At 39.1% G+C, this 26,611-nt stretch carries 25 protein-coding genes, 1 tRNA gene and 1 riboswitch; of the genes, 11 read left to right on the forward strand and 15 right to left on the reverse strand.

Going from position 1 to position 26,611, the window contains the following annotated elements; genetic code table 11:
- Positions 1-57 precede the first annotated feature (57 nt).
- The 5 genes from ASG14_RS16620 to ASG14_RS16640 form a co-directional block, all read right to left on the reverse strand.
- A tRNA-Ser gene (locus tag ASG14_RS16620) sits at positions 58-142 on the reverse strand.
- A gap of 96 nt (positions 143-238) precedes the next feature.
- Positions 239-1,228 (reverse strand): YihY/virulence factor BrkB family protein, encoded by a 990-nt coding sequence (locus ASG14_RS16625; RefSeq protein ID WP_056872200.1) that lies wholly within the window; start codon positions 1,226-1,228, stop codon positions 239-241.
- 8 nt (positions 1,229-1,236) lie between these two features.
- The gene (locus ASG14_RS16630; RefSeq protein WP_056872201.1) at positions 1,237-1,644 is read right to left on the reverse strand and encodes a thioesterase family protein; all 408 of its coding nucleotides are present in this window, start codon (positions 1,642-1,644) and stop codon (positions 1,237-1,239) included.
- Positions 1,644-2,699, reverse strand: coding sequence for an endolytic transglycosylase MltG (gene mltG / locus ASG14_RS16635; protein WP_235528610.1), 1,056 nt, complete (start codon positions 2,697-2,699; stop codon positions 1,644-1,646). The genes ASG14_RS16630 and mltG overlap by 1 nt, the downstream gene beginning before the upstream one ends.
- A 17-nt stretch (positions 2,700-2,716) precedes the next feature.
- Positions 2,717-3,487, reverse strand: coding sequence for a PASTA domain-containing protein (locus tag ASG14_RS16640; protein ID WP_056872202.1), 771 nt, complete (start codon positions 3,485-3,487; stop codon positions 2,717-2,719).
- 215 nt (positions 3,488-3,702) lie between these two features.
- Between ASG14_RS16640 and ASG14_RS16645 the strand changes: the two genes are divergently transcribed.
- The 3 genes from ASG14_RS16645 to ASG14_RS16655 all read left to right on the forward strand — a co-directional run bounded on the left by ASG14_RS16645 (position 3,703) and on the right by ASG14_RS16655 (position 5,797).
- A complete protein-coding gene (locus ASG14_RS16645) occupies positions 3,703-4,689 on the forward strand; it encodes a D-alanine--D-alanine ligase (RefSeq protein WP_056872203.1) in 987 nt (328 codons plus the stop codon).
- Between the two features lie 17 nt (positions 4,690-4,706).
- Positions 4,707-5,288 (forward strand): Crp/Fnr family transcriptional regulator, encoded by a 582-nt coding sequence (locus tag ASG14_RS16650; protein WP_056872204.1) that lies wholly within the window; start codon positions 4,707-4,709, stop codon positions 5,286-5,288.
- Positions 5,289-5,392: 104 nt separating this feature from the next.
- Positions 5,393-5,797: a hypothetical protein gene (locus ASG14_RS16655; protein WP_056872205.1), complete on the forward strand. Its 405-nt coding sequence runs from the start codon at positions 5,393-5,395 to the stop codon at positions 5,795-5,797.
- 150 nt (positions 5,798-5,947) lie between these two features.
- Here ASG14_RS16655 and ASG14_RS16660 read toward each other — a convergent pair whose 3' ends face one another.
- The 5 genes from ASG14_RS16660 to ASG14_RS16685 all read right to left on the reverse strand — a co-directional run bounded on the left by ASG14_RS16660 (position 5,948) and on the right by ASG14_RS16685 (position 11,443).
- Positions 5,948-6,730 (reverse strand): copper homeostasis protein CutC, encoded by a 783-nt coding sequence (locus tag ASG14_RS16660; RefSeq protein WP_056872206.1) that lies wholly within the window; start codon positions 6,728-6,730, stop codon positions 5,948-5,950.
- Between the two features lie 55 nt (positions 6,731-6,785).
- Positions 6,786-7,820: a N(4)-(beta-N-acetylglucosaminyl)-L-asparaginase gene (locus ASG14_RS16665; RefSeq protein WP_056872207.1), complete on the reverse strand. Its 1,035-nt coding sequence runs from the start codon at positions 7,818-7,820 to the stop codon at positions 6,786-6,788.
- A 49-nt stretch (positions 7,821-7,869) separates the two neighbouring features.
- Positions 7,870-8,673: a nitrilase family protein gene (locus ASG14_RS16670; protein ID WP_200940362.1), complete on the reverse strand. Its 804-nt coding sequence runs from the start codon at positions 8,671-8,673 to the stop codon at positions 7,870-7,872.
- Between the two features lie 21 nt (positions 8,674-8,694).
- On the reverse strand, positions 8,695-9,840 hold the full coding sequence (locus ASG14_RS16675; RefSeq protein WP_056872208.1) for a methionine aminotransferase: 1,146 nt from the start codon (positions 9,838-9,840) through the stop codon (positions 8,695-8,697).
- A gap of 376 nt (positions 9,841-10,216) precedes the next feature.
- On the reverse strand, positions 10,217-11,443 hold the full coding sequence (locus ASG14_RS16685) for a multidrug effflux MFS transporter (protein ID WP_056872210.1): 1,227 nt from the start codon (positions 11,441-11,443) through the stop codon (positions 10,217-10,219).
- A gap of 150 nt (positions 11,444-11,593) precedes the next feature.
- Between ASG14_RS16685 and ASG14_RS16690 the strand changes: the two genes are divergently transcribed.
- Together ASG14_RS16690 and ASG14_RS16695 are read left to right on the forward strand one after the other, a co-directional pair.
- On the forward strand, positions 11,594-12,364 hold the full coding sequence (locus ASG14_RS16690; protein ID WP_056872211.1) for a queuosine precursor transporter: 771 nt from the start codon (positions 11,594-11,596) through the stop codon (positions 12,362-12,364).
- Between the two features lie 14 nt (positions 12,365-12,378).
- On the forward strand, positions 12,379-12,834 hold the full coding sequence (locus tag ASG14_RS16695; protein WP_056872212.1) for a hypothetical protein: 456 nt from the start codon (positions 12,379-12,381) through the stop codon (positions 12,832-12,834).
- A 73-nt stretch (positions 12,835-12,907) separates the two neighbouring features.
- On the opposite strand, the gene ASG14_RS16700 is transcribed toward ASG14_RS16695, so the two are convergent.
- From ASG14_RS16700 to ASG14_RS16710, 3 genes are all read right to left on the reverse strand, one after another.
- Positions 12,908-14,152, reverse strand: coding sequence for a homoserine dehydrogenase (locus tag ASG14_RS16700; RefSeq protein WP_056872213.1), 1,245 nt, complete (start codon positions 14,150-14,152; stop codon positions 12,908-12,910).
- Positions 14,153-14,359: 207 nt separating this feature from the next.
- The gene (gene metX / locus ASG14_RS16705) at positions 14,360-15,418 is read right to left on the reverse strand and encodes a homoserine O-acetyltransferase (protein ID WP_056872214.1); all 1,059 of its coding nucleotides are present in this window, start codon (positions 15,416-15,418) and stop codon (positions 14,360-14,362) included.
- Positions 15,419-15,447: 29 nt separating this feature from the next.
- Entirely contained in the window at positions 15,448-16,779 is a 1,332-nt protein-coding gene (locus ASG14_RS16710; RefSeq protein ID WP_056872215.1) for an O-acetylhomoserine aminocarboxypropyltransferase/cysteine synthase family protein, read from the reverse strand.
- Between the two features lie 291 nt (positions 16,780-17,070).
- Positions 17,071-17,181, reverse strand: a riboswitch (SAM riboswitch).
- A gap of 206 nt (positions 17,182-17,387) precedes the next feature.
- On the opposite strand from ASG14_RS16710, the gene ASG14_RS16715 reads away from it, so the two are divergent.
- The gene (locus tag ASG14_RS16715) at positions 17,388-18,392 is read left to right on the forward strand and encodes a hypothetical protein (RefSeq protein WP_056872216.1); all 1,005 of its coding nucleotides are present in this window, start codon (positions 17,388-17,390) and stop codon (positions 18,390-18,392) included.
- A 208-nt stretch (positions 18,393-18,600) separates the two neighbouring features.
- Here ASG14_RS16715 and ASG14_RS16720 read toward each other — a convergent pair whose 3' ends face one another.
- On the reverse strand, positions 18,601-19,716 hold the full coding sequence (locus tag ASG14_RS16720; RefSeq protein WP_056872217.1) for a PLP-dependent aspartate aminotransferase family protein: 1,116 nt from the start codon (positions 19,714-19,716) through the stop codon (positions 18,601-18,603).
- A gap of 123 nt (positions 19,717-19,839) precedes the next feature.
- On the opposite strand from ASG14_RS16720, the gene ASG14_RS16725 reads away from it, so the two are divergent.
- The 4 genes from ASG14_RS16725 (at position 19,840) to ASG14_RS16740 (ending at position 23,277) form a co-directional block, all read left to right on the forward strand.
- Positions 19,840-20,334, forward strand: a complete 495-nt coding sequence (locus ASG14_RS16725; RefSeq protein ID WP_056872218.1) for a lipocalin family protein — start codon at positions 19,840-19,842, stop codon at positions 20,332-20,334.
- A gap of 250 nt (positions 20,335-20,584) precedes the next feature.
- On the forward strand, positions 20,585-21,778 hold the full coding sequence (gene mqnE, locus ASG14_RS16730) for an aminofutalosine synthase MqnE (protein ID WP_056872278.1): 1,194 nt from the start codon (positions 20,585-20,587) through the stop codon (positions 21,776-21,778).
- Between the two features lie 83 nt (positions 21,779-21,861).
- Positions 21,862-22,485: a histidine phosphatase family protein gene (locus tag ASG14_RS16735; protein ID WP_056872219.1), complete on the forward strand. Its 624-nt coding sequence runs from the start codon at positions 21,862-21,864 to the stop codon at positions 22,483-22,485.
- Between the two features lie 51 nt (positions 22,486-22,536).
- Positions 22,537-23,277 carry a menaquinone biosynthetic enzyme MqnA/MqnD family protein gene (locus ASG14_RS16740; RefSeq protein WP_056872220.1) on the forward strand — a complete coding sequence of 247 codons (741 nt, stop codon included), beginning with the start codon at positions 22,537-22,539 and terminating at the stop codon, positions 23,275-23,277.
- A 40-nt stretch (positions 23,278-23,317) separates the two neighbouring features.
- Here the strand turns inward: ASG14_RS16740 and ASG14_RS16745 are convergent, their stop codons facing one another.
- Positions 23,318-23,632, reverse strand: a complete 315-nt coding sequence (locus ASG14_RS16745) for an HPF/RaiA family ribosome-associated protein (RefSeq protein ID WP_056872221.1) — start codon at positions 23,630-23,632, stop codon at positions 23,318-23,320.
- A gap of 311 nt (positions 23,633-23,943) precedes the next feature.
- Between ASG14_RS16745 and mutS the strand changes: the two genes are divergently transcribed.
- Positions 23,944-26,556: a DNA mismatch repair protein MutS gene (mutS, locus tag ASG14_RS16750; protein ID WP_056872222.1), complete on the forward strand. Its 2,613-nt coding sequence runs from the start codon at positions 23,944-23,946 to the stop codon at positions 26,554-26,556.
- The last annotated feature ends 55 nt before the right edge of the window (positions 26,557-26,611 follow it).

The raw sequence follows: 26,611 nt of genomic DNA on the forward strand, positions 1-26,611 counted from the left end.
GCGTTAAAATGAAAAAATCCTGCCATCTTTCGATGCAGGATTTCTATTTTTTCGGAGCGGAAAGCGAGGGATTCGAACCCCCGGACCTATTACAGTCAACAGTTTTCAAGACTGCCGCATTCGACCACTCTGCCAGCTTTCCATCGGCAAAAGTACAAATCCAGTTTAAATCTGCAAACTGTGATGTACTTTTTTTTATATAAACTTGATAATTGCTTAACACAGAGGGAGAAAAATTTTATTTCTTGGTGATATTTTCCTCAATTGGTGCCGTTTTCTTAAATAAATTGAAGGTTGGCCGGATGATTTTGACGCTTCTTTTGCTCACATCAACACTTGCATTTAGCTCAAAGCCGATTAACAGAATTAGTGAATTTAAATAAAGCCAAATCATAACAACTATTAAAGTACCGATAGAGCCATACACCTTGTTGTACGAGCCGAAATTATTGATATAGAACGCAAAACCCCAAATGGTTAGAAAAGCAAGTATTGTAGCCAGCCATGAACCGGCACTGAAAAGTTTCCATTTTTTAGCGTGAGAAGGACCATAGCGGTATAAAATCGATATCGTGATAAAATATAGCGCTGTCAAAAGTATCCACCGGGTAAGCTGAATGGCATAGATTGCCAGGCTGTCTTTTATATGCAGTTCTGTTTTAATGTAATTAAGTAATATTTCACCTATTGCCATGGCACTTATACAAAATACTACTGATAAAAAGATTATCATCGTTAAAACCAATGCAATCAACCGTTGCTTTAACCAGCTTCTGGTTTCAATTATTAATGATGCCTTATTAAATGCTTTCATTAAGTTTTTAACACCATTCGTAGCAAAAAATATGGCCGATAGAAAACCAAAAGACAACAAACCTCTGTTTTGATTTTTAACGATGTCTTTCAACGTGGTTTCAAATGCCTCGAAGGCATTGTGTGGTAAAATGAGCTCGATTAAGCTTAAAAGTTTATCCTGAAAACCCGATATCGGAATAAATGGGATTAAGGTAAAGAGAAAGATAATACTTGGAAATATCGCCAGCATAAAGCTGTATGCCAAAGAAGACGACTTATTAACCAAAGATTCTTTCCCAATTTCCTTGAAGAAAAAGGTGGCAACGGTATAAAGTGGGAGTGGACTAAACCCGGGAAGAATGCAGTGTTTCGTCCATTCAATAAAATCTGAATAGACCTTAAGTTTTAATAGTTGCCTGTGTAACCATTCCATTTTTGCGATTAATTAAAAAATGCCGATAATTTTTCCATAAAATTTGCGGGAGGATTGGTTGGTTTATTTTTTTTCATGTCGACAAAAACCAATGTCGTTTCACCAAGATTGATAAGTTCTTCTCTTTCGTTAAAAAGTTCATATTCAAAAAAAATGCGAATTCCCGGAAGGGTTTTTATTGTCGTTTTAACGGTAATTTCCTGATCGTAAAGGGCAGGTTTTATATACTTACATTTTAATTCCAAAACAGGCATCATAATTCCATCAGCTTCCATAGAACTGTAACTCATGCCCAGACTTCGCAACATTTCTACCCGGCCAACTTCATAATACTGAGCATAGTTGCCGTAATACATATAGCCCATCTGGTCGGTTTCTCCATACCGCACTCTTATCTTGGTTGTGTGGCTATACATTATTTAAAAATGTTTCTTTTGTTTAGCGCTTCGCGATATTTTCTGGCATTTACCTCATGTTCGGCCTTCGTTTCTGCAAAATTGTGGTATCCAGAAAAGTCTTCTTTGGCGCACATGTAAATGTAGTTGTTAGTATCGCGGTTTAAAACAGCGTCAATTGCGTTTATGCTCGGCATCATAATCGGACCCGGAGGCAAACCCGCATATTTGTATGTGTTGTAAAGCGATTGCACCTGCAATAATTTACCGGTAACGCGTTTAACCGTGTAATCATTATTCGCGAAAATAACCGTTGGGTCTGCCTGCAATAAAATGCCTTTGTTTAATCTGTTAAGGTATAAACCCGCTATAATGGGCATTTCCTTGTCGTACAGCGCTTCTGCATCAACAATAGATGCGAGTGTATAAACCTGGGCTGGAGTTAAATTAAGACTTGCAGCCTTCTGTTTGCGTTCCGCATTCCAGAACTTTTCATACTCTTTATGCATGCGCTCCAGAAAATCTACAGGGGAAACGTTCCAATACATTTCGTAGGTATTCGGAATAAACATCGCATAAATATTGTCTTGATTAAATCCATATTTCGTTATCAACGCAGTTGAATCCAATACATTTATAAAGCTTAGCGAATCGGCCTCAAGATTACTTGCCAAATAGGCTGCGAAATTTTCTTTCTTGCGGATGTTTTGAAATTTAAGCTTTACCGGTTCCTGGTTTCCAGCTTTAATCATGTTAATCAAGGTGCGGTTCGTCATGCCTTTTTTTAGTAAGTAGCGCCCCGGCTTAACATTGGTTTTTAAGTTCATTTTGCCAGCTGCCGTTGTAAAAGACGAAATACTTTTTACAATGTCTTTACTTTTCAGGTTTTCGACCAAGGCGTCATAATCGGCACCAGTTTTTATGTACAAGTATTTTTGATTTTCGGTAACATTTGGCGCAAAGTAAACTTTGTAAAAGTTAAGAGCGAAATACCCGGCAATCAAAATAACTATTGCAGCTATTATTATTGCAGCTTTTTTTCCGTTACCCATTTGCTTGTTTTCTATTTCAGTCATTATCGTAGTGTGCGTAATTATTGTTGCTTATTGGATAGGGTAATGTTAATTTTTGTGCCGATAGTTACTTTGGTAACTGAATCTGCAGGCATTGGATCTTGTTTGGTAATTACAGCGTTTGCACTGTCTGTAATCGCACCTTCGTAAATAATATTCCCTAAAGTTAAGGCAGATCCTTTTAAACTAAATTTGGCTTCATCAATCGTTAAACCTACCAATTGAGGAATATCAACATCCTGATTTCCGCGGCCATCGCCTAAAACCAGATTTATTCTTGAACCAACGGGCAAAGTTTCTCCGGCCTGGATAGGCTGACCGCCAAAAGTAGCTTCTAAAACTACATCGCGACTTACATCGGCTTTGTAAGTTGTATCGCCAAGTTTTAGTCTGGAACTTTCGATAATTGCCTGCGCTTCTCTGAGCGTTTTGAAAGCAATATCAGGGAATTTTGTATTTGGTATTTTGCCTGCATTGATGGTTAAGTATATCGTTCGGTTATCCTTAACAAAAGTATTCGGGTCAGGGTCCTGATCAATTACAATACCTGCAGGCTGATCTAATATGAAAACTGAATCTACTTCGTATTTCAGTCCTGCTTCTTCGAGTTTTACAACAGCATCAGCAAAAGACAAGCCTTTAACCGAAGGAACGTTTAGTCCCTCGCCGTGTTTTGTGTAGAAACGTAAACTGAAAAATGCGATTAGCAGCAATACGAAAACGGTAATGATGGCTGCTAAGATCGTCTTTCTGAAGGATTTGGTTTTTAAATAATCTATAAATTTAGACATGAAGCTAAAATTCTGGGTTTATGCGTACAATTCAAATGTAGTTAATTTAATAATTGCATCGGCGATTGCTTAATTATTGAATGCCCATATTTAAGCAAATACAATACCATCAATTATCAAGTCTATTATGCATTAATTAAATTTTGCTCAAAGATATTTATATTTTTGAAGATATATTTACATTCACTTTCTATTTATAATTAAGGATTTTTCCAATGAAAAAAACAATCGCATTATTAACCGGCGGTACTACAGGCGAGTGGGTTGTCTCTGTAAAAAGCGCAGCAACCATTGCTCAAAATATCGATGCTGATTTGTATGATGTATATAAAATTATGCTTAACGATAAAGGCTGGTTCTACGAGCCTGCTGATTCCGTTAAAATAGATATTGATAAAAATGATTTTTCTTTAACCTTGGATGGCCGAAAAATTAAGTTTGACGGGGTTTTTATTGCGATTCATGGTTCTCCTGGTGAAGATGGTAAGCTACAGGGCTATTTTGATATGCTCGGCATTCCTTATACCACCTGCGATGCGCTAACGTCTTCTATTACAATGAATAAAGGCTATACAAAAGCGATTGTTGATGGAATTGAGCATTTATATACAGCGAAGTCGGTCCAAATTTTTAAAGATGGTAACTACAACTTAAATCAGATTAAACAGGATTTAAAGCTGCCGTACTTTGTAAAACCGAATAGTGGCGGAAGCAGTATTGGCATGAGTAAAGTAAAGCATGCCGATGATTTGGAAACTGCGGTAGAAAAAGCTTTTAAAGAAGATACGCAGGTATTAATTGAGGAATTTGTTAGTGGAAGAGAGTTTTCTATAGGCGTTTTTAGCGCTAAAGGTTTTGTAACTGTGTTACCGACCACAGAAGTTATTCCGGCTAATGAATTTTTTGATTTTGAAGCAAAGTATACGCCGGGCGCTACCCAGGAAATTACTCCAGGCAACATGTCTGATGAGGAATATGAGCGGGTTCATCAGGTAATAAAAGATATTTATAAGAAGCTGAATTGCCGGGGAGTTGTTCGAATTGATTATTTCCTGGAACACGAAACCGGAAATTTCTATTTCATCGAAATTAATACCATTCCCGGGCAAACGGCTACTAGTTTTATTCCGCAACAGGTGGCAGCAATGGGCTTAACCCTAAAGCAATTTTATTCAGATTTGATGAAAGAAACCTTAGCTTAATTCCTTAACGAGGTTAAATGTACATCCAGCTACTCATCGATAAAGGTTACCCGGTTAAAAAAATCGAGAAAGATTCTATCATTTATGAACCTGGAATGCAACCGAGGTTTGTCTATTTTATAAGGAGAGGTGAGGTGCGGATGGTAACGGTTAACGATGAGGGGAAAGAATTTATTCAGGGCATTTTTAAAACTGGCCAGTACTTCGGCGAACCCGCTCTAATACTTAACAGGCCATATTTAGCATATACAATTGTTAATAAGGACGCTGAAATAATTCAAGTTGATAGAAAATCTTTTTTCAGTCTGTTGGAAACCGATCCGGCTTTCAGTATAAATTTGATAAAAGTATTGAGCAACAGGCTTTTTTATAAATCGATGATGTTAGAAGAGCTCGCAAGCGAAAAAGCGGCGCATCGGCTTGAAACGATTATCAATTATTTATTTCTAGACTTACAATCTGGCGAGCGCCTAAAAGTTACCCGTCAGGATTTGGCGGATATGACCGGTTTGCGGGTTGAGACTGTGATAAGAGGCGTGAAGCAACTTGCCAACGAAGGCTTATTACAACTGGCTGGAGGAAAAATTATGAAGATTTGATTTCAGTCGAACCTTTGGCAGTTTGCAATGTTTGAGCTAATATGATTCAAATCATAATTTAGCAACATTTCAAATGGTAAATTTGCTTCATCAATAAAATAGTTATGGCAGAGCTTTCTAAATTTCAGGCGGTTATACAGTGTAAATGCCCACGTTGTCGCAAAGGTGATATCTTTACGGGGAGTGCTTATTCATTCAGACTACAAAAGACAAACATAAATTGTCCGGTTTGCAATTTAAAGTTCGAGCGTGAACCTGGCTTTTTTTATGTTGCTATGTTTGTTAGCTATGCGATGAACGTTGCGGAAATTATTACCATCGGGGTTGCATCTTATGTGTTAGGTTTGCCACTTATTTACGAAAACCTGTGGTATTATGTTGGTTTGATTTTGTTCGGCGTTCTTCTGTTATCGCCAATTAATTATCGTTACTCGAGAGTAATTTTATTACATTGGTTAACGCCGGGATTAGGTTATGTTCCTGGGAGTGGGGAAACCAAAAAAGCCTGAAAAAAACAAGGCGTTTATGCATCAATGGTAATATCAACCGCTAATTGCAATTAAAGTCAAAGCGCTCCACTATCGTAAAATTGCCACTTTTTGAAATGGAATTTTCAAGTATTGTGGTTTTCGCCTCTTTAATCAGGGACCTACCTCAAATTAACCGTTGTTAACAGATTTGCTTATAACCTCAACCAAGGCTTTAACTTGCGCTACCGAGGTTTGCTCATATTGATATTCATCCTCAATGCTGCCCATCTTTGTTTCTGCATTTCGAAATTCCATTTTACTTGCAACCAAACTTTTAGCAGATGCATGAAATTGCGTAGCGCCGGTAGCGCTGATGAGCGTAGAAATATTTTCTTTATTGATGCCCGCACCTGGCATAATCGCAATTCGGCCATTTGCTAGTTTAATTAATTCGGCTAATTTATCTGCACCGGTAATGGCCGATTTTGCCCCGCCAGATGATAGCACCCTAACAACTCCAAGTTCAATCAAATCTTCGAGTGCTTGTTCCATATTATTGCTCATATCAAAAGCACGATGAAAGGCGACAGGTAGCGGCTTTGCCAGCTCAATCAGTTCGGCACAACGCTGTTTATCAATAGTTCCATCGGCTTTAAGTATTCCAATCACTAGTCCGTCACAGTTTAATGATTTGCAAGCACTTATATCTTCCTTCATCAATTCAAACTCTAGCTCAGAATACAGAAAATCACCGCCGCGTGGGCGAATGATTGGCCAGATTTCAATAGACAAGTTTTTCTTCGCCAAGGCAAGTTGCCCATAACTTGGGGTCGTTCCGCCTTCAGCAAGATTATCACAAAACTCCACCCGTATTGCGCCTCCAGTCTGGGCATTTAAGGCAGACTCGTACCCGTTTGCACAAACCTCCAAACCTGAACTCCTTTGGAATAAAGGCGAAGCGTCATTTTTCATAAACTAACTTAATTGATTCTTAAAAATTGGAAATGTTTGTAGTGGGGTAAAGATACTAATAGTAACTTTTCCCTTTGATTAATAAATCTTGCTTTTCTGCATTGCAAACGGCATAACTGAAACCTTGCTGAATTGCATAAGCACCATATTCTCCCTTTTTATTAATGGCTAAAAAGCCTACCTGAATATTTTTTGCCGTTTCGGGTTTTTTCTTAATAATTCTCATAACTGCCTCTTTGCAGGCAGCCTCCGGCGTATAACCCTGGCGCATGAGCTCAACCACCAAAAATGAACCCACATTTCGAACAACTTCTTCTCCAACACCTGTTGATGTTGCGCCACCAACTTCATTGTCTACATAAAGGCCGGCACCAATAATCGGACTGTCGCCAATTCTGCCGTGAAGTTTATAAGCCATGCCACTCGTTGTACATGCGCCAGAAATATTGCCTTTGCTATCTAATGCAAGCATTCCGATTGTATCGTGATTATACTGGTTTCCTGGCAGTTTCTGCGGAGCGGCTTTATCGTAAAGTTTGTTTTCAATATTCATTACAGGCTCATACTTAGCCGTTTTCAACCAATCTTTCCACGCCTTCTCGCTTGCAGGCGTAAGCAAATTTTCTTTTTTAAAGCCTTGTTCTAGCGCAAATTGTAAAGCACCATCTCCAGCAAGCATAACATGTGGCGTTTTCTCCATTACCTTTCTGGCAACAGAAATTGGGTGCTTAATGTGTTCAAGCGCCAAAACAGCGCCGCAGTTTCCATTTTCATCCATAATGCAGGCATCGAGGGTTACTTTGCCATCCCGGTCTGGTAAACCGCCATAACCAACAGACTGGTTTTTTTCATCAGCCTCGGGCACCCAAACACCTTGCTCAACCGCATCAAGGGCTTTGCCGCCTTTAGAAAGCACTTTCCAGGCATCGGCATTTGCCGCGATGCCAAAATCCCAGGTAGAAATTACGATAGGAATATTGGTAGCACGAGTGGATACAGGCGGAATCGCATCAGCCATAGCAGCTTTATCAATGGCTAACAAACCTGCAGAAAGGGCAGAGGCTTTTATAAATTTACGACGATTGAACATATTGGATTAACTGTGGTTTATTTTGAAGTTTATGAGTTGTAATTTGGTGCTAAACTATGGTAAATTTATCCGCATCTCTTAAAAAAGGAAACTGACGTCTAATCTTTACCAATTCTTCGTAGTTAATGCTGAAGGTATATAAATCTTCGTCCTCAGGTTTATAGTAAACTGTACTTCCGTAGGGGTCTATACACATCGAATGGCCGCTGTGGTAAACCTGGTTTCCATCGTGGCCTACACGGTTTACAGCAATCACATAACTTTGGTTTTCTATTGCCCGGGCCGGAATTAGTGCTTTCCAATGTGCAGATCGCTTATCAGGCCAGCTGGCCACTAAAAGTAAAATGTCGTATTCTTCGTTAACGTTGCGCAACCAAACTGGAAAACGTAAATCGTAGCAAATCGCCAGCCTGATTTTCCAGCCTTTTAAAGTAACGATCAGTTTATCTGTTCCCGGACTAAAATTCTTATCTTCTTCACCTAAACCGAATAAATGTCGCTTATCATAATGTTTATAGTCCCCGTTCTGCTCCATCCAAATTAAACGGTTGTAATACTTTCCATTCTCCTTTATAATTAAGCTTCCGGTTATAACGCAGTTGTATTGATGCGCCATTTTTTGCATCCATTGCATGGTAAAACCGCCCATTTCTTCGGCCAGGGTCTCAGAGTTCATACTAAAGCCACTGTTAAACATCTCAGGTAAAACAATTAAGTCGGTTTTTTCCCGAACACCCATGGATAGGCGCAGGGCAAGATTTTGTAAGTTTTTTTCTATGTTTTCCCAAAAAAGGTAAGCCTGAAAAACAGTTACTTTCAGGTTTTCTATTTGAGTATAAACAGGTGCTTCCATATGTTTAGTATTACGGGATGATTAAACATTTCTCAATTTTTCTGCAGCCAAAGCAAGTGTAGAATCTTCCTTGGCGAAACAAAATCTTATTATTTTATGGTCTGTTGCTTTCTGGTAAAATGCCGAAACCGGGATGGTGGCAACTCCGAATTCCTTTATCAGCCTGATGCTGAAATCTGTGTCTTTCTCGTCGCTGATTTTACGGTAGCCTGCACATTGAAAGTACGAACCACTACAAGGTAGCAACTCAAACCGGCTTTCGGCCAAAAGGCTTCTAAAGTAGTTCCGCTTTTTTTCGAAAAAAGAAGTGATACCGGTATAGTTGCCCGGCTCTTTAATGTAATTGGCAATAGCTTGCTGCATCGGACTATTAACGCTAAAAACATTAAATTGGTGTACTTTTCTAAACTCCCTGGTGAGCAGTTCGGGTGCAAGGCAATAGCCTAATTTCCATCCTGTAGCATGTAAAAGCTTCCCGAATGATGCAATAACGAAGCTTCTTTCTCTCAATTCGGGAAAAAGCATAACACTTCTGTGTTGCTCACCGTCATAAATTAAATGTTCGTAAACTTCATCGCTGAGGATTAAAATATCCGTTCCGTTAATCAGTTTAATTAACGATTTCATATCATTCTCCGTTAAAATGCTTCCCGTTGGGTTTTGTGGAGAATTTAAAATAATCATTCTCGTACTCGAGGTAAAAAGCTTCTTTACCATGTCCCAATCAATGCCATAACTCGGTGGCGCAAGCTCATAGGTTTTAACCAAACCACCCAAAAGCCTTATGGTTGGTGCGTAACTGTCATAGGCCGGTTCAAAAATTATCACTTCATCGCCAGGATTAATTATGGCAGCCAAAGCCGTAAAAATGGCCTGGGTTCCACCGGCGGTAATGGTAATTTCCGTATCAGGATTGTATTTTACCTGGTATAAATTTTCAACCTTTTCAGCGATCGTTTCTTTTAAAAAAACATTGCCCGGCATTGGCGCATATTGGTTAAAACCATCTGCCATAGCCTTATTTACCAGTTCCGTAAGTTTTGGATCGCAAGAATAATCAGGAAAACCCTGTGATAAATTGATTGCATTGTGTTCTGCCGCAAGCTTAGACATTACCGAGAAAATGGTAGTACTTACGCCAGGAAGTTTCGATTGTATATTTAACATGTTCTAAGCGAAAATAGCAAAAAAACTTTAAAGAATAATTTGCTTCTTAGGTAGCGCCATAATTGCTTTACTAAATGGTTATTTGAAAAGCAGTTACAGTAGTTAACTGGTTCGGGTTTGTCCCGCTTTGCATTGCAAGCCCAATGAAAAATTGGGGCTTTTCATTTCAATCGGGTTTATATGGCTCAGAAAGCGCAGCAGTTCGCGGTTTCAAAAAGCGAATTTACTATACCGGGATTTCTGCATCGAAAAGCCGCTGCTTACATCTAAATTTATTTATCCTAAGCAGATCCCATTATTCAGTGGGACTATTAAGTCAAGATAATTTTTGGTGGCTGTTAAATATTCAACCAATTATAGTATGATAGGGCGGAGTTTAGTGCCCAACCATCGCAGCATCTGCAGATGCCTCTACTTCTGTTCTAATAAATTTTCTGCCAATTAGCAAACAAATTAAAGCGATAAATGCTGCTCCCGTCATAACTAAAGGCATTGGCACAACAGAATGCTCACTAAACAAACTAACCATTACCGATGCTAAAGCGCCCAAGCCCATTTGCAAAGCGCCCATAAGGGCTGATGCACTCCCCGCATTTTTTGTAAAAGGAGCAAGCGATAGCGCCGCTGCATTTGGGTTAATAAAGCCCAGGCAAGAAAGAAATAATGCGATAAAACCGATTGTGGAATAAAGATTAAGCCAATCGTTTAATGCGAAAATTAAAAATAGCAAACTAAATGCACATTGAGCCAGTAAAGCCCAGGTAACGATTTTCTTGCTGCCAAACCACCTTAAAATTAAACTGTTTAACTGACTTGAGCCAATAAAAGCGACTGATAGTAACGCGAAAATCCAGCCGTAACCAGTTTTGCTCACCTCATAAATTTTCATAAAAACCTGTGGCGATGAAGAAACATAGGCAAATAAACCGGAGAAAGTAATAGAACTGATTAATGCATAGGTTGAAAATTGCGGTTCTTTCAAAACACTTAAGAAGCTTTTTAAAATCGGCTTCGGTTTCAGCGAATAGTTTGGATCTGGTTTATAGCTTTCCGGAAGTTTAAAAACTGAAGCCAGTAACATCAAAATAGCCATAATGCCTAAAAAGACAAATACATATTTCCAGCCTAAAGCTGAAATTAAATAACCGCCGGCAGTGGGGGCAAGCATCGGCGAAACGGCAATAACAAGCATAAGCGATGCAAATACTTTCGGACTCTCATCTACAGAAAATAAATCTCTAACCATTGCTACCGATGCAACTGCAGTTGCGCAACTACCAATTGCCTGTACAAAACGCAAAATAATTAGCTGGTTAACATCGGTAACTGCTAAACATAAAAAAGAAGCAAAGATATAGAGAACCAAACCGAAATACAGGGGCTTTTTACGGCCGTACTTATCCAGCAAAGGGCCATAAAGCAATTGACCGGCAGAAATACCAATAAAAAAACTAGATAGTGACAAAGCCACAGTGGATTCTGTACTTTTTAAATCTTTTGCAATATCAACAAAACCCGGTAAATACATGTCGATAGAGAATGGTCCAAGTGCCGCTAAAGAACCCAAAATTAATATAAGATAGAAGTGCTGTTTTTTGGCCATGAAGAATACCCTTTTTTTTGAAGTCGCAAAGATTGGGAGATTTAAGTTCTTAAACTATTTTTAAGGTTGAAGGATTGTAAAAAGTAACGTTTTTAAAATTTAATGCTTAAAAAGTAAATCTGATTCGATTTATCTTTAGATTTATGGTCTATGACTTTTAAAACTAAAGAAAGCCGTTTGCTTCTCGTTCTGGGAAGTTTTTTTGTGGCAAATGCAATACTATCAGAGTTTATTGGTGTTAAATTATTCAGCGTTGAAGAGACGCTTGGTTTTAAGAAGTTTGATATTAACCTGTTTGGCGTTCCTAACCTTTCGTTTGTAATGTCTGCAGGCGTGCTAACCTGGCCAATTATCTTCATCATGACGGATATTATCAACGAGTATTTTGGTGTTAAACAAGTTCGGTTTTTGTCTATCATGACCTCTATTTTAATTGCTTTCGCATTTTTAGTGGTTTGGGGTTCCATGCATTTGAGTGCTGCCGATTTTTGGGTTCATCAAAACATTAATGGCGAAGACTTAAATATGAATAATGCTTTCGCCGGTATTTTTGGCCAGGGCATGTGGATTATCGTTGGCTCAATTATCGCCTTCATTGTTGGGCAACTTGCCGACGTTTTAATCTTTCACAAAATTAAAAAGATAACGGGCGAGAAGTCGCTTTGGTTGCGGGCAACCGGTTCTACAGTTGTATCTCAGCTAATTGACAGCTTTGTGGTAATTTTTATTGCCTTTTACCTAAATCCCCAATACCATTACAGCTGGCAAATGGTTGCGGCCATTGGCCTGGTTAATTACACTTATAAATTTATTGTTGCCATCCTGATGACGCCCATTCTATACCTTGTACATGCCATAATTGATGGTTATCTTGGAAAAGATTTGGCAAAGAAATTAATGGAGATGGCAGGCCGGGGATAATTTAATTTAGGAATATGAAGTCAAAATGTTTAATTTTTATTGCGGTTGTATTTTTGTTTTCATGCAAAAACAAAAGTCATCAGGAAGCAGAGAATCAGCCAGCCATTCAGGGTACCTGGAAATTAATTTCAGGAACAATTAACGATAAAAAGTCAGGACGAACGACCAGTTATCCCATGGATTTTAGCATGATTAAGATTATTAACGAAACGCACTTTGCTTTTCTTAAACATAACAAAAATCCGAAGGACAGCTCGGGCTTTGATGCAGGAGGTGGAACTTATAAGCTCAAGGGTAATGATTATACCGAACAACTTCAATATTATAAGAATAAAAACTGGGAAGGCAAATCTTTTAATTTCAAGCTGTCTTTAGCAAATGATACATTAACCCAGACTGGTTTAGAGCAGGTTGAAAAGGAGGGAATCGACAGGGTAATTATCGAGAAATACGTTAAAGAACACAACTAACGCAAAAGGTCGGAATCGCTCCGACCTTTGTGCTTAACAACAAAACAAATAAAAAAATTAACCTTAAAAAATTTTAAAGTGCAGCTAATTCTGCTGCATAAACGTTCTCGGCAACCTGTTCCTGCCTGTATATTTGCCTACCTGTGTAGGCTAAAAAAACATCTTTTTCTAAAAGCAAATCTCGGTTGGTAATAAGATTATGCAATTTTACAGTACCAATTACATACTTGTATTCACTTGCGGCATAACGCTCGCTAATATTGTCAAAAGCCAAAAGGCTTATTAAATCTTCATCGCTGTAACGCAGGTAAATTTCCAGTAGAATGTCTTCTGTATGCTTTACACCATTTTCGGAATGGTATTTTTTATACTCATAACGATAATCGTAACGCAGGGCAGCAATATCAGAAAGCACAGCTGCGCCAGTTGGATGGCCACCGGCACCTTTGCCAAAAAAGAATTGCTTATCGGCGAAAGCAGCCTGAACGGTTACTGCGTTATATTCGTTTTCGACATTGTATAGGAAATCGTCTTTCGCCACTAATTTTGGTAAAACATAAGTTACCACATCCTTCGTATTTACCTTTCTTGCTGTTGGTACAAGCTTAATTTTGAAATTTTTCTCGCGTGCATATTTAATATCGTGTTGAGATAAATTTTGAATACCAATGTTTAAGATGGCATCGGGATTAACAAACAAACCATACGCATGGGCCGTTGCAATGGCTAGTTTGTATTTCGGATCGTAACCTCCAACATCTAAAATAGGGTCAGTTTCGGCAAAACCCAGGTCTTGGGCCTCTTTTAAAGCAGCATCATAACTCTGGTTTTCGTTAAAAACTTTTGATAAGATGTAATTTGAAGAACCATTGAAGATACCACTCAATGCATGGAAAAGCTCATTGTCGTAATATTCTTCCAGGTTTCTGATTATAGGAATACTTCCGCAAACAGCCCCTTCATATAGTAACGACGTTCCGTGTTGCTGTTGCAGTTCTACCAGTTCTTTCAAATGCGTGGCAATCATTTTCTTATTGGCCGAAACCACGTGTTTCCCATTTTTTAATGCACTAGTCACAATATCGTAAGCAGCGTCTGCATCATTTATCAACTCCACAATGGTATTGATTTCAGGGTTATTTAGTATCTCGTTTTTATCGGTTGTAAACAATTCCTTATTGAGGGTCCGTTTCTTTCTCGGGTCTTTAATTGCTATTTTAACGATTTCGAGGTTCAGGTTTTGGCTTTGAATAATGTCCAATAAACCCTGGCCCACAACTCCGAAACCAAATAATCCAATTTTTAAATTTTTACTCATGATTTTTATTGTATCAAGTAGCGAGGCTCAGGTATTAAAATTGAGTGCCTGAAGACTCGCCATTCAAATGTTTTTTATTTTGTAGTGCTATGAAAACACCCGTTGGTAATTTAAATTCAAATTTTTAATGTGCTTTTCTATGGCTATAATCAGTTATCGCTACTCGGGTAATTAAATAAACCTTGCAGAAACCAAACCTCAACCTCATCAGGCAGTATGTTGTAGCTTAATAATTTTTTTATGTCTGCTTTCTTTGATAAACGTCCCGATAATGTTGGTTAAAGCATTTGTTTCAATTAAAAAACCATCATGTCCGTATTCCGAATGAATGGTGGCAAATTCTGCGTCTGTAATATTATCTGCCAGGTATTTCTGTTCTGAAATCGGGAAGAGTAAATCATTCTCAATGCCGATAACCAGCGTATTTGCTTTAATCAGTTTTAGTGCCTCCGCAATAGATTTTCTGTTTCGGCCAACATTATGGCTATCCATTGCTTTAGTTAAATAATAGTAACTATAAGCATTAAAGCGGTTTATCAGTTTTTCACCCTGATAATTTTGGTAAGACGAAGACCTGAAATTGTCCGTTTTGTCGTTATCACTTTCAACTTGCGTGTTGCTATACGCGTGATAGGTCCGGTAGCTTAAAAGAGCTATACTTCTTGCAGTTTTTAATCCTTTGCTACCGCCATCTTTTTTATTGGCATAGAAAGTTCTATCGGTTGTAATTGCCAAACGCTGACTTTCATTAAAGGCAATTCCCCACGGTGAATGCACTGCATTGGTTGCCACCAGAATTAGGTTTTCAATCCTGGCAGGTTCGATAATGCCCCATTCCACCGCCTGCTGACCGCCCAATGAACCGCCAATGAGCAATCTGATGTTCTCAATACCCAGGTAACTAGCCAGCACCTGATGCGCAGAAACGAAATCGCGGATGGTAAATTGTGGGAATGATAAATAGTAAGGTGAACCAGTAACCGGATTTGTGCTCAATGGATTTGTAGTGCCATAGTGAGAACCTAGAACGTTTGCACAAACGATGAAGTGCTCATTCGGGTTAAACAAAGCATTTTGGCCGAACAAACCCTCCCACCATTCAAAAACATCCGCATTTGCAGTTAATGCATGGCACACCCAAATCACATTATCTTTAGCGGCATTTAATTTTCCAAAAGTTTGATAGGCAATTTTTAGATTCCGGATTTTTTTTCCGTTTTCTAGCTTAAATTGTTTGGGATAACTGTAAGTAGCTGATGTGCTCATTATAATATGTATTCTCGTAATAATTGATTTTAGGATTGCAAACTTTCGACAGTTTTTTGAGCGCCAATGGATGCAAACGCTTGTTCGAAATCTGCCTTAATATCATCAATATGCTCTATACCAACAGAAACCCTTAAAGCGTTTGGCTTTACGCCCGCGGCTAATTGTTCGGTATCACTTAGCTGTTGGTGCGTAGTGGCCGATGGCTGAATGATCAGCGTTTTCGCATCACCCACGTTAGCCAGGTGCGAAACCAGTTTTAAATTATCAATAACCTGTGTGGCATTTTCTTTGGTGCCATTTAATTCGAATGACAAGACTCCGCCGAAACCATTGCTTAAATATTTTTTAGCCAGGCTATTGTATTTGCTGCTTGCCAGGCCCGGATAATGAACCTCTTTAACCAAAGGATGATTTTCCAGCCAGATGGCCAATTCCAAAGCATTATCTACATGGCGCTGTACGCGAAGTGATAAAGTTTCTAAACCTTGCAATAAAAGAAATGAATTGAACGGTGAAAGCGCCGGCCCTAAATCCCGCAAGCCTTCAACCCGAGCCCTTATTATAAACTGAATGTTTCCAAACGGGCCGCCAATTCCAAAAACATCATTAAAAACCAAACCATGGTAACCTTCAGCAGGTTCTGTAAATTGAGGAAACTTACCATTGCCCCAATTGTAGTTACCACCATCAACAATAACGCCTCCAATACTTGTTCCATGTCCGCCAATCCATTTCGTGGCAGATTCTACCACAATGTTTGCGCCATGCTCAAGGGGTTTAAATAAATATCCGCCAGCGCCAAAAGTATTGTCTACAATTAAAGGGATATCATATTTCTTGGCAATTGCAGCAATCTTTTCAAAATCGGGAACACTAAATGCCGGATTGCCAATCGTTTCCAGGTAAATTGCTTTAGTTTTTCCTGTAATTCTTTGTTCAAATTCATCAGGAACATCCGGGTTCGCAAAATCCACCTGTATGCCTAAACGTTTAAAGGCAACTTTAAACTGGTTATAAGTTCCACCATAAATATGCGATGATGATACGATACTGTCGCCAGCCTCTAATATGTTATGTAAGGCAATAAATTGGGCTGCCTGCCCAGATGCTACCGCCAGAGCCGCAATTCCGCCTTCTAATGCCGCAATCCTTTTTTCAAAAACATCGGTTGTTGGGTTCATTAACCGGGTGTAAATGTTCCCAAACTCCTTTAATGCAAATAGATTAGCGCCGTGCTCTGCATTTTTAAAGCCGTATGATGTTGTTTGGTAGATTGGAACTGCTCTTGAACCTGTAGTTGGGTCTATTTCCTGGCCAGCGTGTAGTTGTAAAGTTTCAAATTTATATGTAGTTGACATTTTCTTATTAATTGAATGTTAAATGATAAAATAGTTAATTTAACAGGCTTCCGTTAAACTTTTAATTACAGAAACCTATATTCTAGCTTGGGCGTATCCCGATTTCCCGGGACCTTCCAGTTTGAAAAAAATAAACAAAAAGGGAAGATTTTTGACTTACTGCATGCAACAGCGCATACAAGTAATCGCTTGCATATCATTGCAAATCAATAAAATAGAAGAATATTCTACGTGTTCAAGGTTCTGATTTTGTTCGCCTTGCGATTGAAGATTAAATGTTTTCATCTTTATAATTTATATCTCCGTATAACACCATGTTAGCCGGTCAGGAATTGGCACCTTCTCTCTCTGAGGGTTGCCAGTGGGTCATTGAGCCAGTCTCTCGCCACTTCTTTATAAATCAATCCGATTTAAGAATTGACTTTTATTTGCCTTACACCAAATAATATTTCAAATGTCTGAATTATATTTTAAACAACAAAATTAAATTTTGAATTTTTATGAACCACTTGTAAATCAGCTCTATTAATTTTAACCAACAAACATAAAATGAACTAACATAAAGTTAACCTTAAAAATTTTATGTTTGTATCACCTATCTAATCATTATGGAAAAAATCAAATCTATCTCATTAGCTCTGCTTGTTACGTTTTCAGGGTTAACCGCTCAGGCACAGTTCGGCGGTTTAAAAGACAAATTATTAAAAGTTGGCACTGCCCAGGGCGCAAAAGCACTTGGTGTCGATAAATTTTTAAAGCAACCAGCAGCCATCACAACCTCATTCGAGGATGTAAATCGCGACGGTGAAAAAATGCCAGACTTTAACACGAACGCTAAATTTCAACCATTGTATCTGTTGCCAAAAAATCCTGAGGGTGGTTTTGTACTTTGCGAAGGCTTTTATGAAATGACAAATAAAAGTTACTGTTTAAAAGCAGGAACTTATGCGCCTTCAAAAGGCGATGGATACATGTTTGCACCAGTGCTGGGCCCGAAAGAAGAAATTGTTGTGTCAATTTTGAAGAGTGCTGAAAAGCATCCGGATGTTGAGCAACATGACATTCAGATTTTGTTGTGGACAATTATAGCCCGAACAAAATTTGCCGATTATGCCGGAACCGTGAAACTTACAGCACTAAAACTTTTAACACCAAAGCAGTTAACACAATTAGAAGGTGGGGCCTTGGGTGTTTTACCGTTTGATGTGATGGAGAAAGCAAAAGACCAGCTTCCATCAGGCATCAAGGCCGTTTTCGAGGCTGAAAATAACATTCGCCAATTGGTTTCTTCCGGTAACTACACCTATGCCGATATGGAAAAATACGCTATAATTGCCGGCATGGCGCCGCCAAGGGCCGATGTACCGAGCGGCATATGGACAAAGCATCCTGATGGCTATTATGTCCGCTATTTTCCTGCAGGGTATTCTGTTACAAAGGTACAGGTTTACGTGCCCAAAGAATTGTTAGCCAATGGAAACAAGGTGATTTATGATGCAGCAGGCGATATTGCATGCCCGGCGAATACAGGTTCACAGCGATTGGCACAAACAAACGAGCCATTAAATGCGAATTATTCAGCAAAGTTAGTAACGGTTTGTAATCCAAAATAGGTTTTGGAAATGAGCGGGATTGTAATTCTTAGGCAATTGCAGTCCCGCTTTTTGCTATAGCCCCGAAAAAAAATCGGGGGCTGTCGCTACAATCGGGTTTAAACACAAAGATTCTTGTCTGTATGTGCGCTAAGTGCGCTCTTGCAATTCACGATTACGCATTTATGGATGCCCAAGCTTAACTAGCGCTCATCCGCATACGCAAATTCTATCCGAGTGCCTGCTCCAAATCAGCGATTATATCATCTGGATGTTCCAACCCAACTGAAATCCGTAAAAGATTTTTTGGTGTTTTGCTATCCGGACCCTCAACTGAAAAACGGTGCTCGATTAAACTTTCTACACCACCCAAACTTGTGGCCTGCGCAAATAGTTGCACACCATTCACTACTTTACTAGTAGCTTCTACATCGCCTTTAACCAAAAAAGACATCATTCCACCAAAATCTTTCATTTGTTTTTTTGCGATTTCATGTTGCGGGTGGGTTTCCAGTCCGGGGTAAAACACCGCTTCAACTTTTGGATGCTTAGCTAAATACTGCGCAACTTGTTTTCCATTTTCGCAATGGCCTTTCATACGATAGGCGAGGGTTTTTATGCTTCTGCAAAGTAAAAAACAATCGAAAGGCGAAGGCACGGCACCGCCCGTTTGCTGAACGTTTCTGATTTTTTCCCAAAGTGCATCCTGTTTGGCAGTGATTAAAATCCCACCTAAAATATCGCTATGGCCGCCCAAATATTTTGTGCTGCTATGCATTACAATGTCTGCACCAAGCAAAATTGGATTCTGTAAAACTGGCGAAGCAAATGTACTGTCGCACGCCAAAGTGATGTTTCTGGATTTTGCAATGCTGGAAATTGCCTCAATATCTGTAACTTTTAATAACGGGTTAGAGGGCGTTTCAATCCAAATTAAGGCTGTGTTGGGTTTTATGCTTGCTTCGATTAACGCAAGATTGGTTTGGTCGACAAAATCAAATTCTAGCGTTTCGTTAAAAATGGTTAGCAATTGCTTTTTAATGCCCCAGTACATATCGTCGGGTGCTATAATATGGCTTCCCGGTTTTAGCGCCTGAAACAAACTCATTCCACAATTATTACCAGAAGCGAAGGCGGCAGCAGCTGCTCCATACTCAAGTTTAGCTACGGTGTTTTCTAAAGCAGACCGATTTGGGTTACTCACCCTACTATACATATGCCCGCCGGGATAACCTCCATTTTCATCGCGGAAAAAAGTTGTAGATAAATTTATTGGCGAGGTAACATCACCAGTTGTACTTTTTACAATATTAGACGCGTGGATAGCAAGGGTTTCGGGTTTCATTATCGGTAAAATTTTAGTCGTGTTAAAGGGAATGCAATTTAATAATTTGCCGCTAATTTAAGGTTCGTAATTGTTTTGGCAAGATTTATGTAACCAGTTTCCCGAAAATTAAATTAAACAAAAATGAAAAGATTATTTATAGCTATCGCAATAGCGTGTTCTACTTTGGTAATGTTACAAAGTTGTTCGTCTACAAAAAATGCTGCAAGCGGCATTAGTGGTGGCAGGGGTACCGTTACAGGCACCTGGGTTTTGAACAATATCACTTTAGAAGGATTGCCAGATCAGGCTGTTCAAGGTTTATTTGGCGAAAAATCTTACAAATGCTTTCAGGGCAGTACCTGGAAATTAACAAATAGCGGAAATGGCTCTTACACTTTGCCTGCATCAAGTGCTTGTGGCGCTGTAATGCAAACCATTTACTGGTCTGCCACACCAGCTGAAGAGACTTTTCAATTCAAGAAAATTTTTGAAGGTGATAAAGCCAAGAATGTAACTGAAGGCTATCGTTTGGTGCTTTCTCAACTATCTAAAGGCAACATGGTGCTGAAATCACCAATTGAATTCGGCGGTAAAACGGCTAACATCGTGTTAACTTTTTCTCCGGCGGTAAATTAGAAATTAACAAAACAACTAATATTAAAGCACTTCTGTACAGAGGTGCTTTTTTTATGCCTAAAGATTCCGCTTCATCTAATCATATCCCTTACAAGTCTGGATATCCGGCAAATTTGAAGTCAACTGGACTATGCACCAGATGAAATTTAGAGTTTAAGGTTACCGAATCTCCGGCATCATGGCTGTTTGTTACAAGAAAATGATTTTCGAATCGCCTCAATGTCGTATTTTTGTGGAAAATAAATCAGGAATGAATACAACTGAGCAGGTTGAAAAAATATTAGCTGATACATCATTATCAACTGAACTATTAAATATTGCGCACAAAGTCCTAAATAGAAACAGAATTAGTTTTGACGAGGGTGTTTACCTCTACGAACACGCTGAGCTTGGTTATCTGGGCGTTTTAGCTAATTTCATCAGAGAGGAAAAGCATGGCGATAAAACTTATTTCAATCGTAATTTCCACCTCGAACCTACAAACCTTTGTGTTTACGATTGTAAATTCTGCTCGTATTCGCGTTTAATTAAACAGAAGGAAGAGGGTTGGGCTTTAACAATGGAGCAAATGCTCGATATTGTTAAAAAATATGATGATGAGCCTGTAACCGAAGTGCACATTGTTGGTGGCGTTTTGCCCCAATACGATGTTGCTTTTTACTCAGCTTTATTTACTGCCATTAGAGAACATCGCCCTGGTTTACATGTAAAAGCCTTAACGCCTGTAGAATACCATTATATTTTCAAAAAGGCTAAAATTGATTATGCTACTGGTATGAAATTGATGAAAGATGCAGGTTTACAATCTATGCCAGGCGGTGGTGCAGAAATTTTTCATCCCGAAATTCGTGAACAGATTGCTAAAGATAAGTGTACGGGTGAACAATGGCTCGCGATACACGAAGAGTGGCATAATTTGGGTATGAGAAGTAACGCCACAATGCTTTATGGTCATATTGAGCAGTTCTGGCATCGCGTAGATCATATGGAAAAACTAAGGACGCTTCAGGATAAAACCGGTGGTTTTCAGACCTTTATACCGTTGAAATTCCGGAATCAACATAATCAGATGAGCAATGTACCAGAATCGTCTGTAATTGAAGACTTAAGAAATTATGCCATCGCCCGTATCTATATGGATAATTTCGACCACATCAAAGCTTACTGGGCGATGATTAGTAGGGAAACTGCGCAATTATCGCTAAACTATGGTGTCGACGACATTGACGGCACATTAGATGATACCACGAAAATTTATTCTATGGCTGGCGCCGAAGAGCAGACACCAGCGATGAGCACCCGCGAATTGGTTAACCTAATTAAGCAAGTTGGCCGTAAAGCGATAGAACGTGATACACTTTACAATGTAGTTACGGATTTTGAGCATGTTGTTTTTGAAGAAGAAAAGAAGCCTGCCTATTATAAGTTGCCCGTTGTAAATTAAATTGTGAATGGTGGGTTTTGTGACAGTTACGTTCGTAGCTATCCAAAATTTAATCCTTCTTAAATTCCAAATTCAATCATTAAATGAAGCTTATCTATATTATCCGCCACGGCGAAACAGAACTGAACAGACAGGGAATAGTACAGGGTAGAGGCATAAATTCTGACTTAAATGATACGGGTAGAGCTCAGGCTGAAGCTTTTTATCAAAAATATAAAGACGTTTCCTTCGATAAAATTTACACTTCCGATTTGAAGAGGACGTGGCAAACCGTTCAGAAATTCATTGATTCAGGGATTCCCTGGGAAAAGCTTTCGGGTTTGGATGAATTGGCCTGGGGTGTTTGGGAAGGTAAACCAAATACTGAAGATTCAAGAGATGCTTTTCGTGATATGTTACAGGCGTGGCAGGATGGCGACTACACAGCTCATTTTGAAGGGGGCGAAAGCGTTAAGGATGTTTATGAGCGCCTAAAACAACCCATGGAAGTTTTGGCAGGCAGACCGCAGGAAGAAACAGTTTTACTTTGCATGCATGGCAGAGCAATGCGGGTTTTTCTTTGTCTTTTGCTTGGAAAGCCGTTAAATGAAATGACTGAGTTTCCACATCAAAATACCGTTTTATATAAAATGGGCTTTGAGGATGGTAAATTTTCGGTTGTCGAATTTAATAGTGCTGTTCACCTCGACGGCTTAGTTACGGGATAAACATTAGTGCCATAAATTGATGGCCTTAATTGAAAATAACAGTTTAATACATTGGATAAAATTAAAATATCGGCTGTTGCTTACACCAACACCAAAGCATTTATATACGGACTCGAACATTCGGATATCCGCAATAAAATAGATTTAAGTTTAGATATTCCATCAGATTGTGCTGCGAAAGTGATTAGTGGTGAAGTGGATATGGGCTTAATGCCTGTAGCTGCAATTGCAATGGTGCCAAATGCAAACATTGTTGCCGATTACTGTATAGGAAGTGATGGAGCAGTGAATTCTGTATTCATTTTTAGTGATGTGCCTGTTGAAGAAATCAGAAGCCTGAAATTGGACTCTCATTCCCGGACGTCGAACAACCTTGCCAAAGTGCTCCTAAAATTTTATTGGAAAAAGGAAGTCGATTTTACTACCGATCCATTAGCAAAAACGGATGCCATTGTATTAATTGGTGATAGAACTTTCGGTAAAAAGGACGATTATGCATACGCATATGATATGGGTGAGGAATGGAAAAATTTTACCGGACTGCCTTTTATGTATGCTGCATGGGTGGCGAACAAAGACATTTCTCCCGAATTTAAGGCTGAGTTTAACGCGGCAATGAAACTTGGTTTAGCACACAGACAAGATGTATTAAAAGCCTTGAAACCAACTGAAAACTTTGATTTAGAGGATTATTTGTATAACAAGCTTCAATTCGAAGTTACCGAAGAGAGGACTAAGGCATTAAAGATGTTTTTAGCTTATATCGATCAGCTTGAACCAACAACGGTTTAAAATAAAAAAGGCAATTTTTTCAAATTGCCTTTTTTCTGTTTTAGTGTGATTTCAGTTTTCCTGCTATCGTTTCCAGCTTACTTTTTAATTTTGTTAGTGCACCGGCAATCGCTAGGTCGTAATTATTACCAAAGTTGGTAACTGCTACCGGTTCTTTACCCGAAATACGGGCCTCTAATAAACAACGCTTATCTTCCAAGCCATCTTTGCTGCCATTCTCATCAGACAGGTGCACTTCTAAACGGCTGATTAAATCATCAAACCTGCTTAAAGCATCATTAATCTGACTTTGAATTTTGTCTTCGTATTCCTGGTGTATTGTTAGATTTTTGTCGGTATTAAGTTGAATCGTCATAATAAAAGATATTAGGTTAAATTATATTAGATTAACAGTTGAGATGCAGAAACGTTTTTGTTTTAGCATTAAATTTAGTAACCCTCTGCATACGAGCATACTTTGTTCATAAACCTGATAGGAACGAGCACGAAGTGAAACGAAGTAAAGTGAATAGCAGGACTGCAGTATCCGAAAAGTAGAGAACTGTTCATTTACTAAGCATAACAACTAACTGATTTACTGAAAAACATTTTTTCAACTTTTCAACAAAACAGCTGTAGAATGCGTAATCGTGCTATCTTTATAGCTTTTGCAAATTAATTTCAGTTTTGGCTAAAGATACGAACAAAGAAACGCCGTTAATGCAGCAATACAACGCAATTAAAGCGAAGTATCCGGGTGCGCTTTTACTTTTCAGGGTTGGAGACTTTTACGAAACCTTTGGTGAGGATGCCATAAAAACAGCACAGATATTAGGCATTGTGCTAACCAGACGCGGCACCGGCCCAAACGGTGGTGCGCTTGAACTTGCAGGTTTTCCGCATCATTCTTTAGATAATTATTTATCGAAATTGGTTAGGGCAGGGCAGCGTGTAGCCATTTGCGACCAGCTAGAAGACCCGAAAACAACTAAAACTATTGTTAAACGTGGCGTTACTGAACTTGTTACGCCGGGTGTTGCGTATGGCGACAACATTATTAATCAAAAATCAAACAACTACTTAGCCTCAGTTTTTTTCGATAAAACGCAAATTGGCGTTTCATTTTTAGACATTTCTACAGGCGAGTTTATGATTGCCCAGGGCAACAGCGATTATATTGATAAGCTTTTGCAAGGTTTCAAACCATCGGAGGTGCTGTTTCAGAAAGCCAAGCGACAGACATTTTTAGAACAGTTTGGCGATAGGTTTTATACTTTTGGTTTAGACGAATGGCCATATACTTCGGATTATGCAGAGGAAACGTTAACCAAACATTTTGATGTTGCCTCGTTGAAAGGTTTTGGAATTGAGCGCCTGCAAAGTGCGATTGTTGCCGCAGGCGTGGCTTTGCATTATCTGGGTGAAACCGAACACCGAAATTTACAGCACATTACCTCAATTAGCAGAATCGAAGAAGACCGATACATGTGGTTGGATCGCTTTACGATTCGCAATTTAGAGTTGGTGAGTTCTGCAAATGATAATGCGGTAACGCTTTTTGATATTCTCGACCACACTTGCACACCCATGGGCGCCAGGTTACTCCAAAAGTGGATTATTATGCCACTTAAGGAACTCAAACCTATTGAGGAACGCCTGGGGATGGTCGATTTTTTTGTAAAAAACGAAGAAATCCGGCAACAGTTTTTGACCCACATTAAACAAATTGGCGATATAGAGCGGTTGATTTCAAAAGTAGGTTTACAACGCGTAGGACCCAGAGAATTGGTTGCTTTAAAAAGAGCATTAGTACATATTGAGGCTGTTAAAAACCTTGCTGCAAGTTCAAAAAATCCTTTTCTTGTTAAAATTGCAGATCAGCTTAACCCTTGTTTGGCCATTCGCGAAAGAATTGAACGCGAACTGCAAGCTGAGCCACCGGCTTTGTTAACTAAAGGCAACGTAATTAATGACGGTATCGACGAAGATTTAGATCGATTGCGGAAAATTGCTTTTGGTGGTAAAGATTACCTGGTTCAAATTCAAAAACGTGAAGCAGAGACGACGGGGATTCCATCTTTGAAAATCTCTTTTAATAATGTGTTTGGCTACTACCTGGAGGTTACGCATACGCACAAAGACAAGGTTCCTGATGGGTGGATTCGGAAGCAAACTTTGGTTAACGCCGAACGCTATATCACACCCGAACTTAAAGAATATGAAGAGCAGATATTAGGCGCTGAAGAAAAAATTCAGGCCATAGAAATCCGCTTGTATAATGAATTGATGTACGAAACGGCAAGTTATATCAAGCCAATTCAGCTGGATTCATTTTTGATTGCCCAACTTGATTGTTTGTTGTGTTTTGCTCAGCTTGCAGAGAAAAATCATTACGTTAAGCCGAGCTTAAATAAAGAAAAAGTTCTTGATATTAAGGGGGGTCGCCACCCGGTTATTGAGAAGCAATTGCCTGTGGGTCAGGAATATATCACCAATAATGTATATCTGGATACGGATTCGCAACAAATAATTATGATAACTGGGCCGAACATGGCTGGTAAGTCGGCGATTTTGAGGCAAACTGCTTTAATAGTTTTGATGGCTCAAATGGGCTGTTTTGTTCCTGCCAAGGCTGCTGATGTAGGTTTAGTTGATAAAATCTTTACTCGTGTGGGCGCCTCAGATAATATTTCATCTGGCGAGAGTACCTTTATGGTTGAGATGAATGAAACGGCCAGTATATTGAACAATATTTCAGACAATAGTTTGATTTTATTAGATGAAATTGGTCGCGGAACGAGCACTTATGACGGGATTTCAATTGCCTGGGCCATTGCCGAATTTTTGCACCAACACCCAACTTCCCGGCCGAAAACGTTGTTTGCAACACACTATCACGAGTTGAACGAGTTGGCTAATACCATGCCCCGTATCAAAAATTTCAATGTTTCTGTGAAGGAAATGACTAACAAGGTTATTTTTTTAAGGAAATTAATTCCTGGCGGAAGTGAACATAGTTTCGGGATTCACGTAGCAAAAATGGCTGGTATGCCACCAAAATTAATCGGCAGGGCGAACGAGATTTTAAAGAAGCTGGAAATTGACAGGACTGAGGGACAAAGTATTAAAGACAGCATAAAAAAAGTTCAGAATCAGGCCTACCAGTTGCAAATGTTCGCGATTGATGACCCGGTTTTAGTTAAAATTAGAGACACGTTGAACAACCTTGACGTAAATGCGCTGACACCGGTTGAAGCATTGCTGAAGCTGGATGAAATACAACGCCTGATAAAGAATTAACCCTTTCATAAACAGTATGGAAGGAATTGGCAAAGAACTGAAATGCCCTCATTTT

Source organism: Pedobacter sp. Leaf194 (genome assembly GCF_001423945.1).
Lineage (GTDB): Bacteria > Bacteroidota > Bacteroidia > Sphingobacteriales > Sphingobacteriaceae > Pedobacter.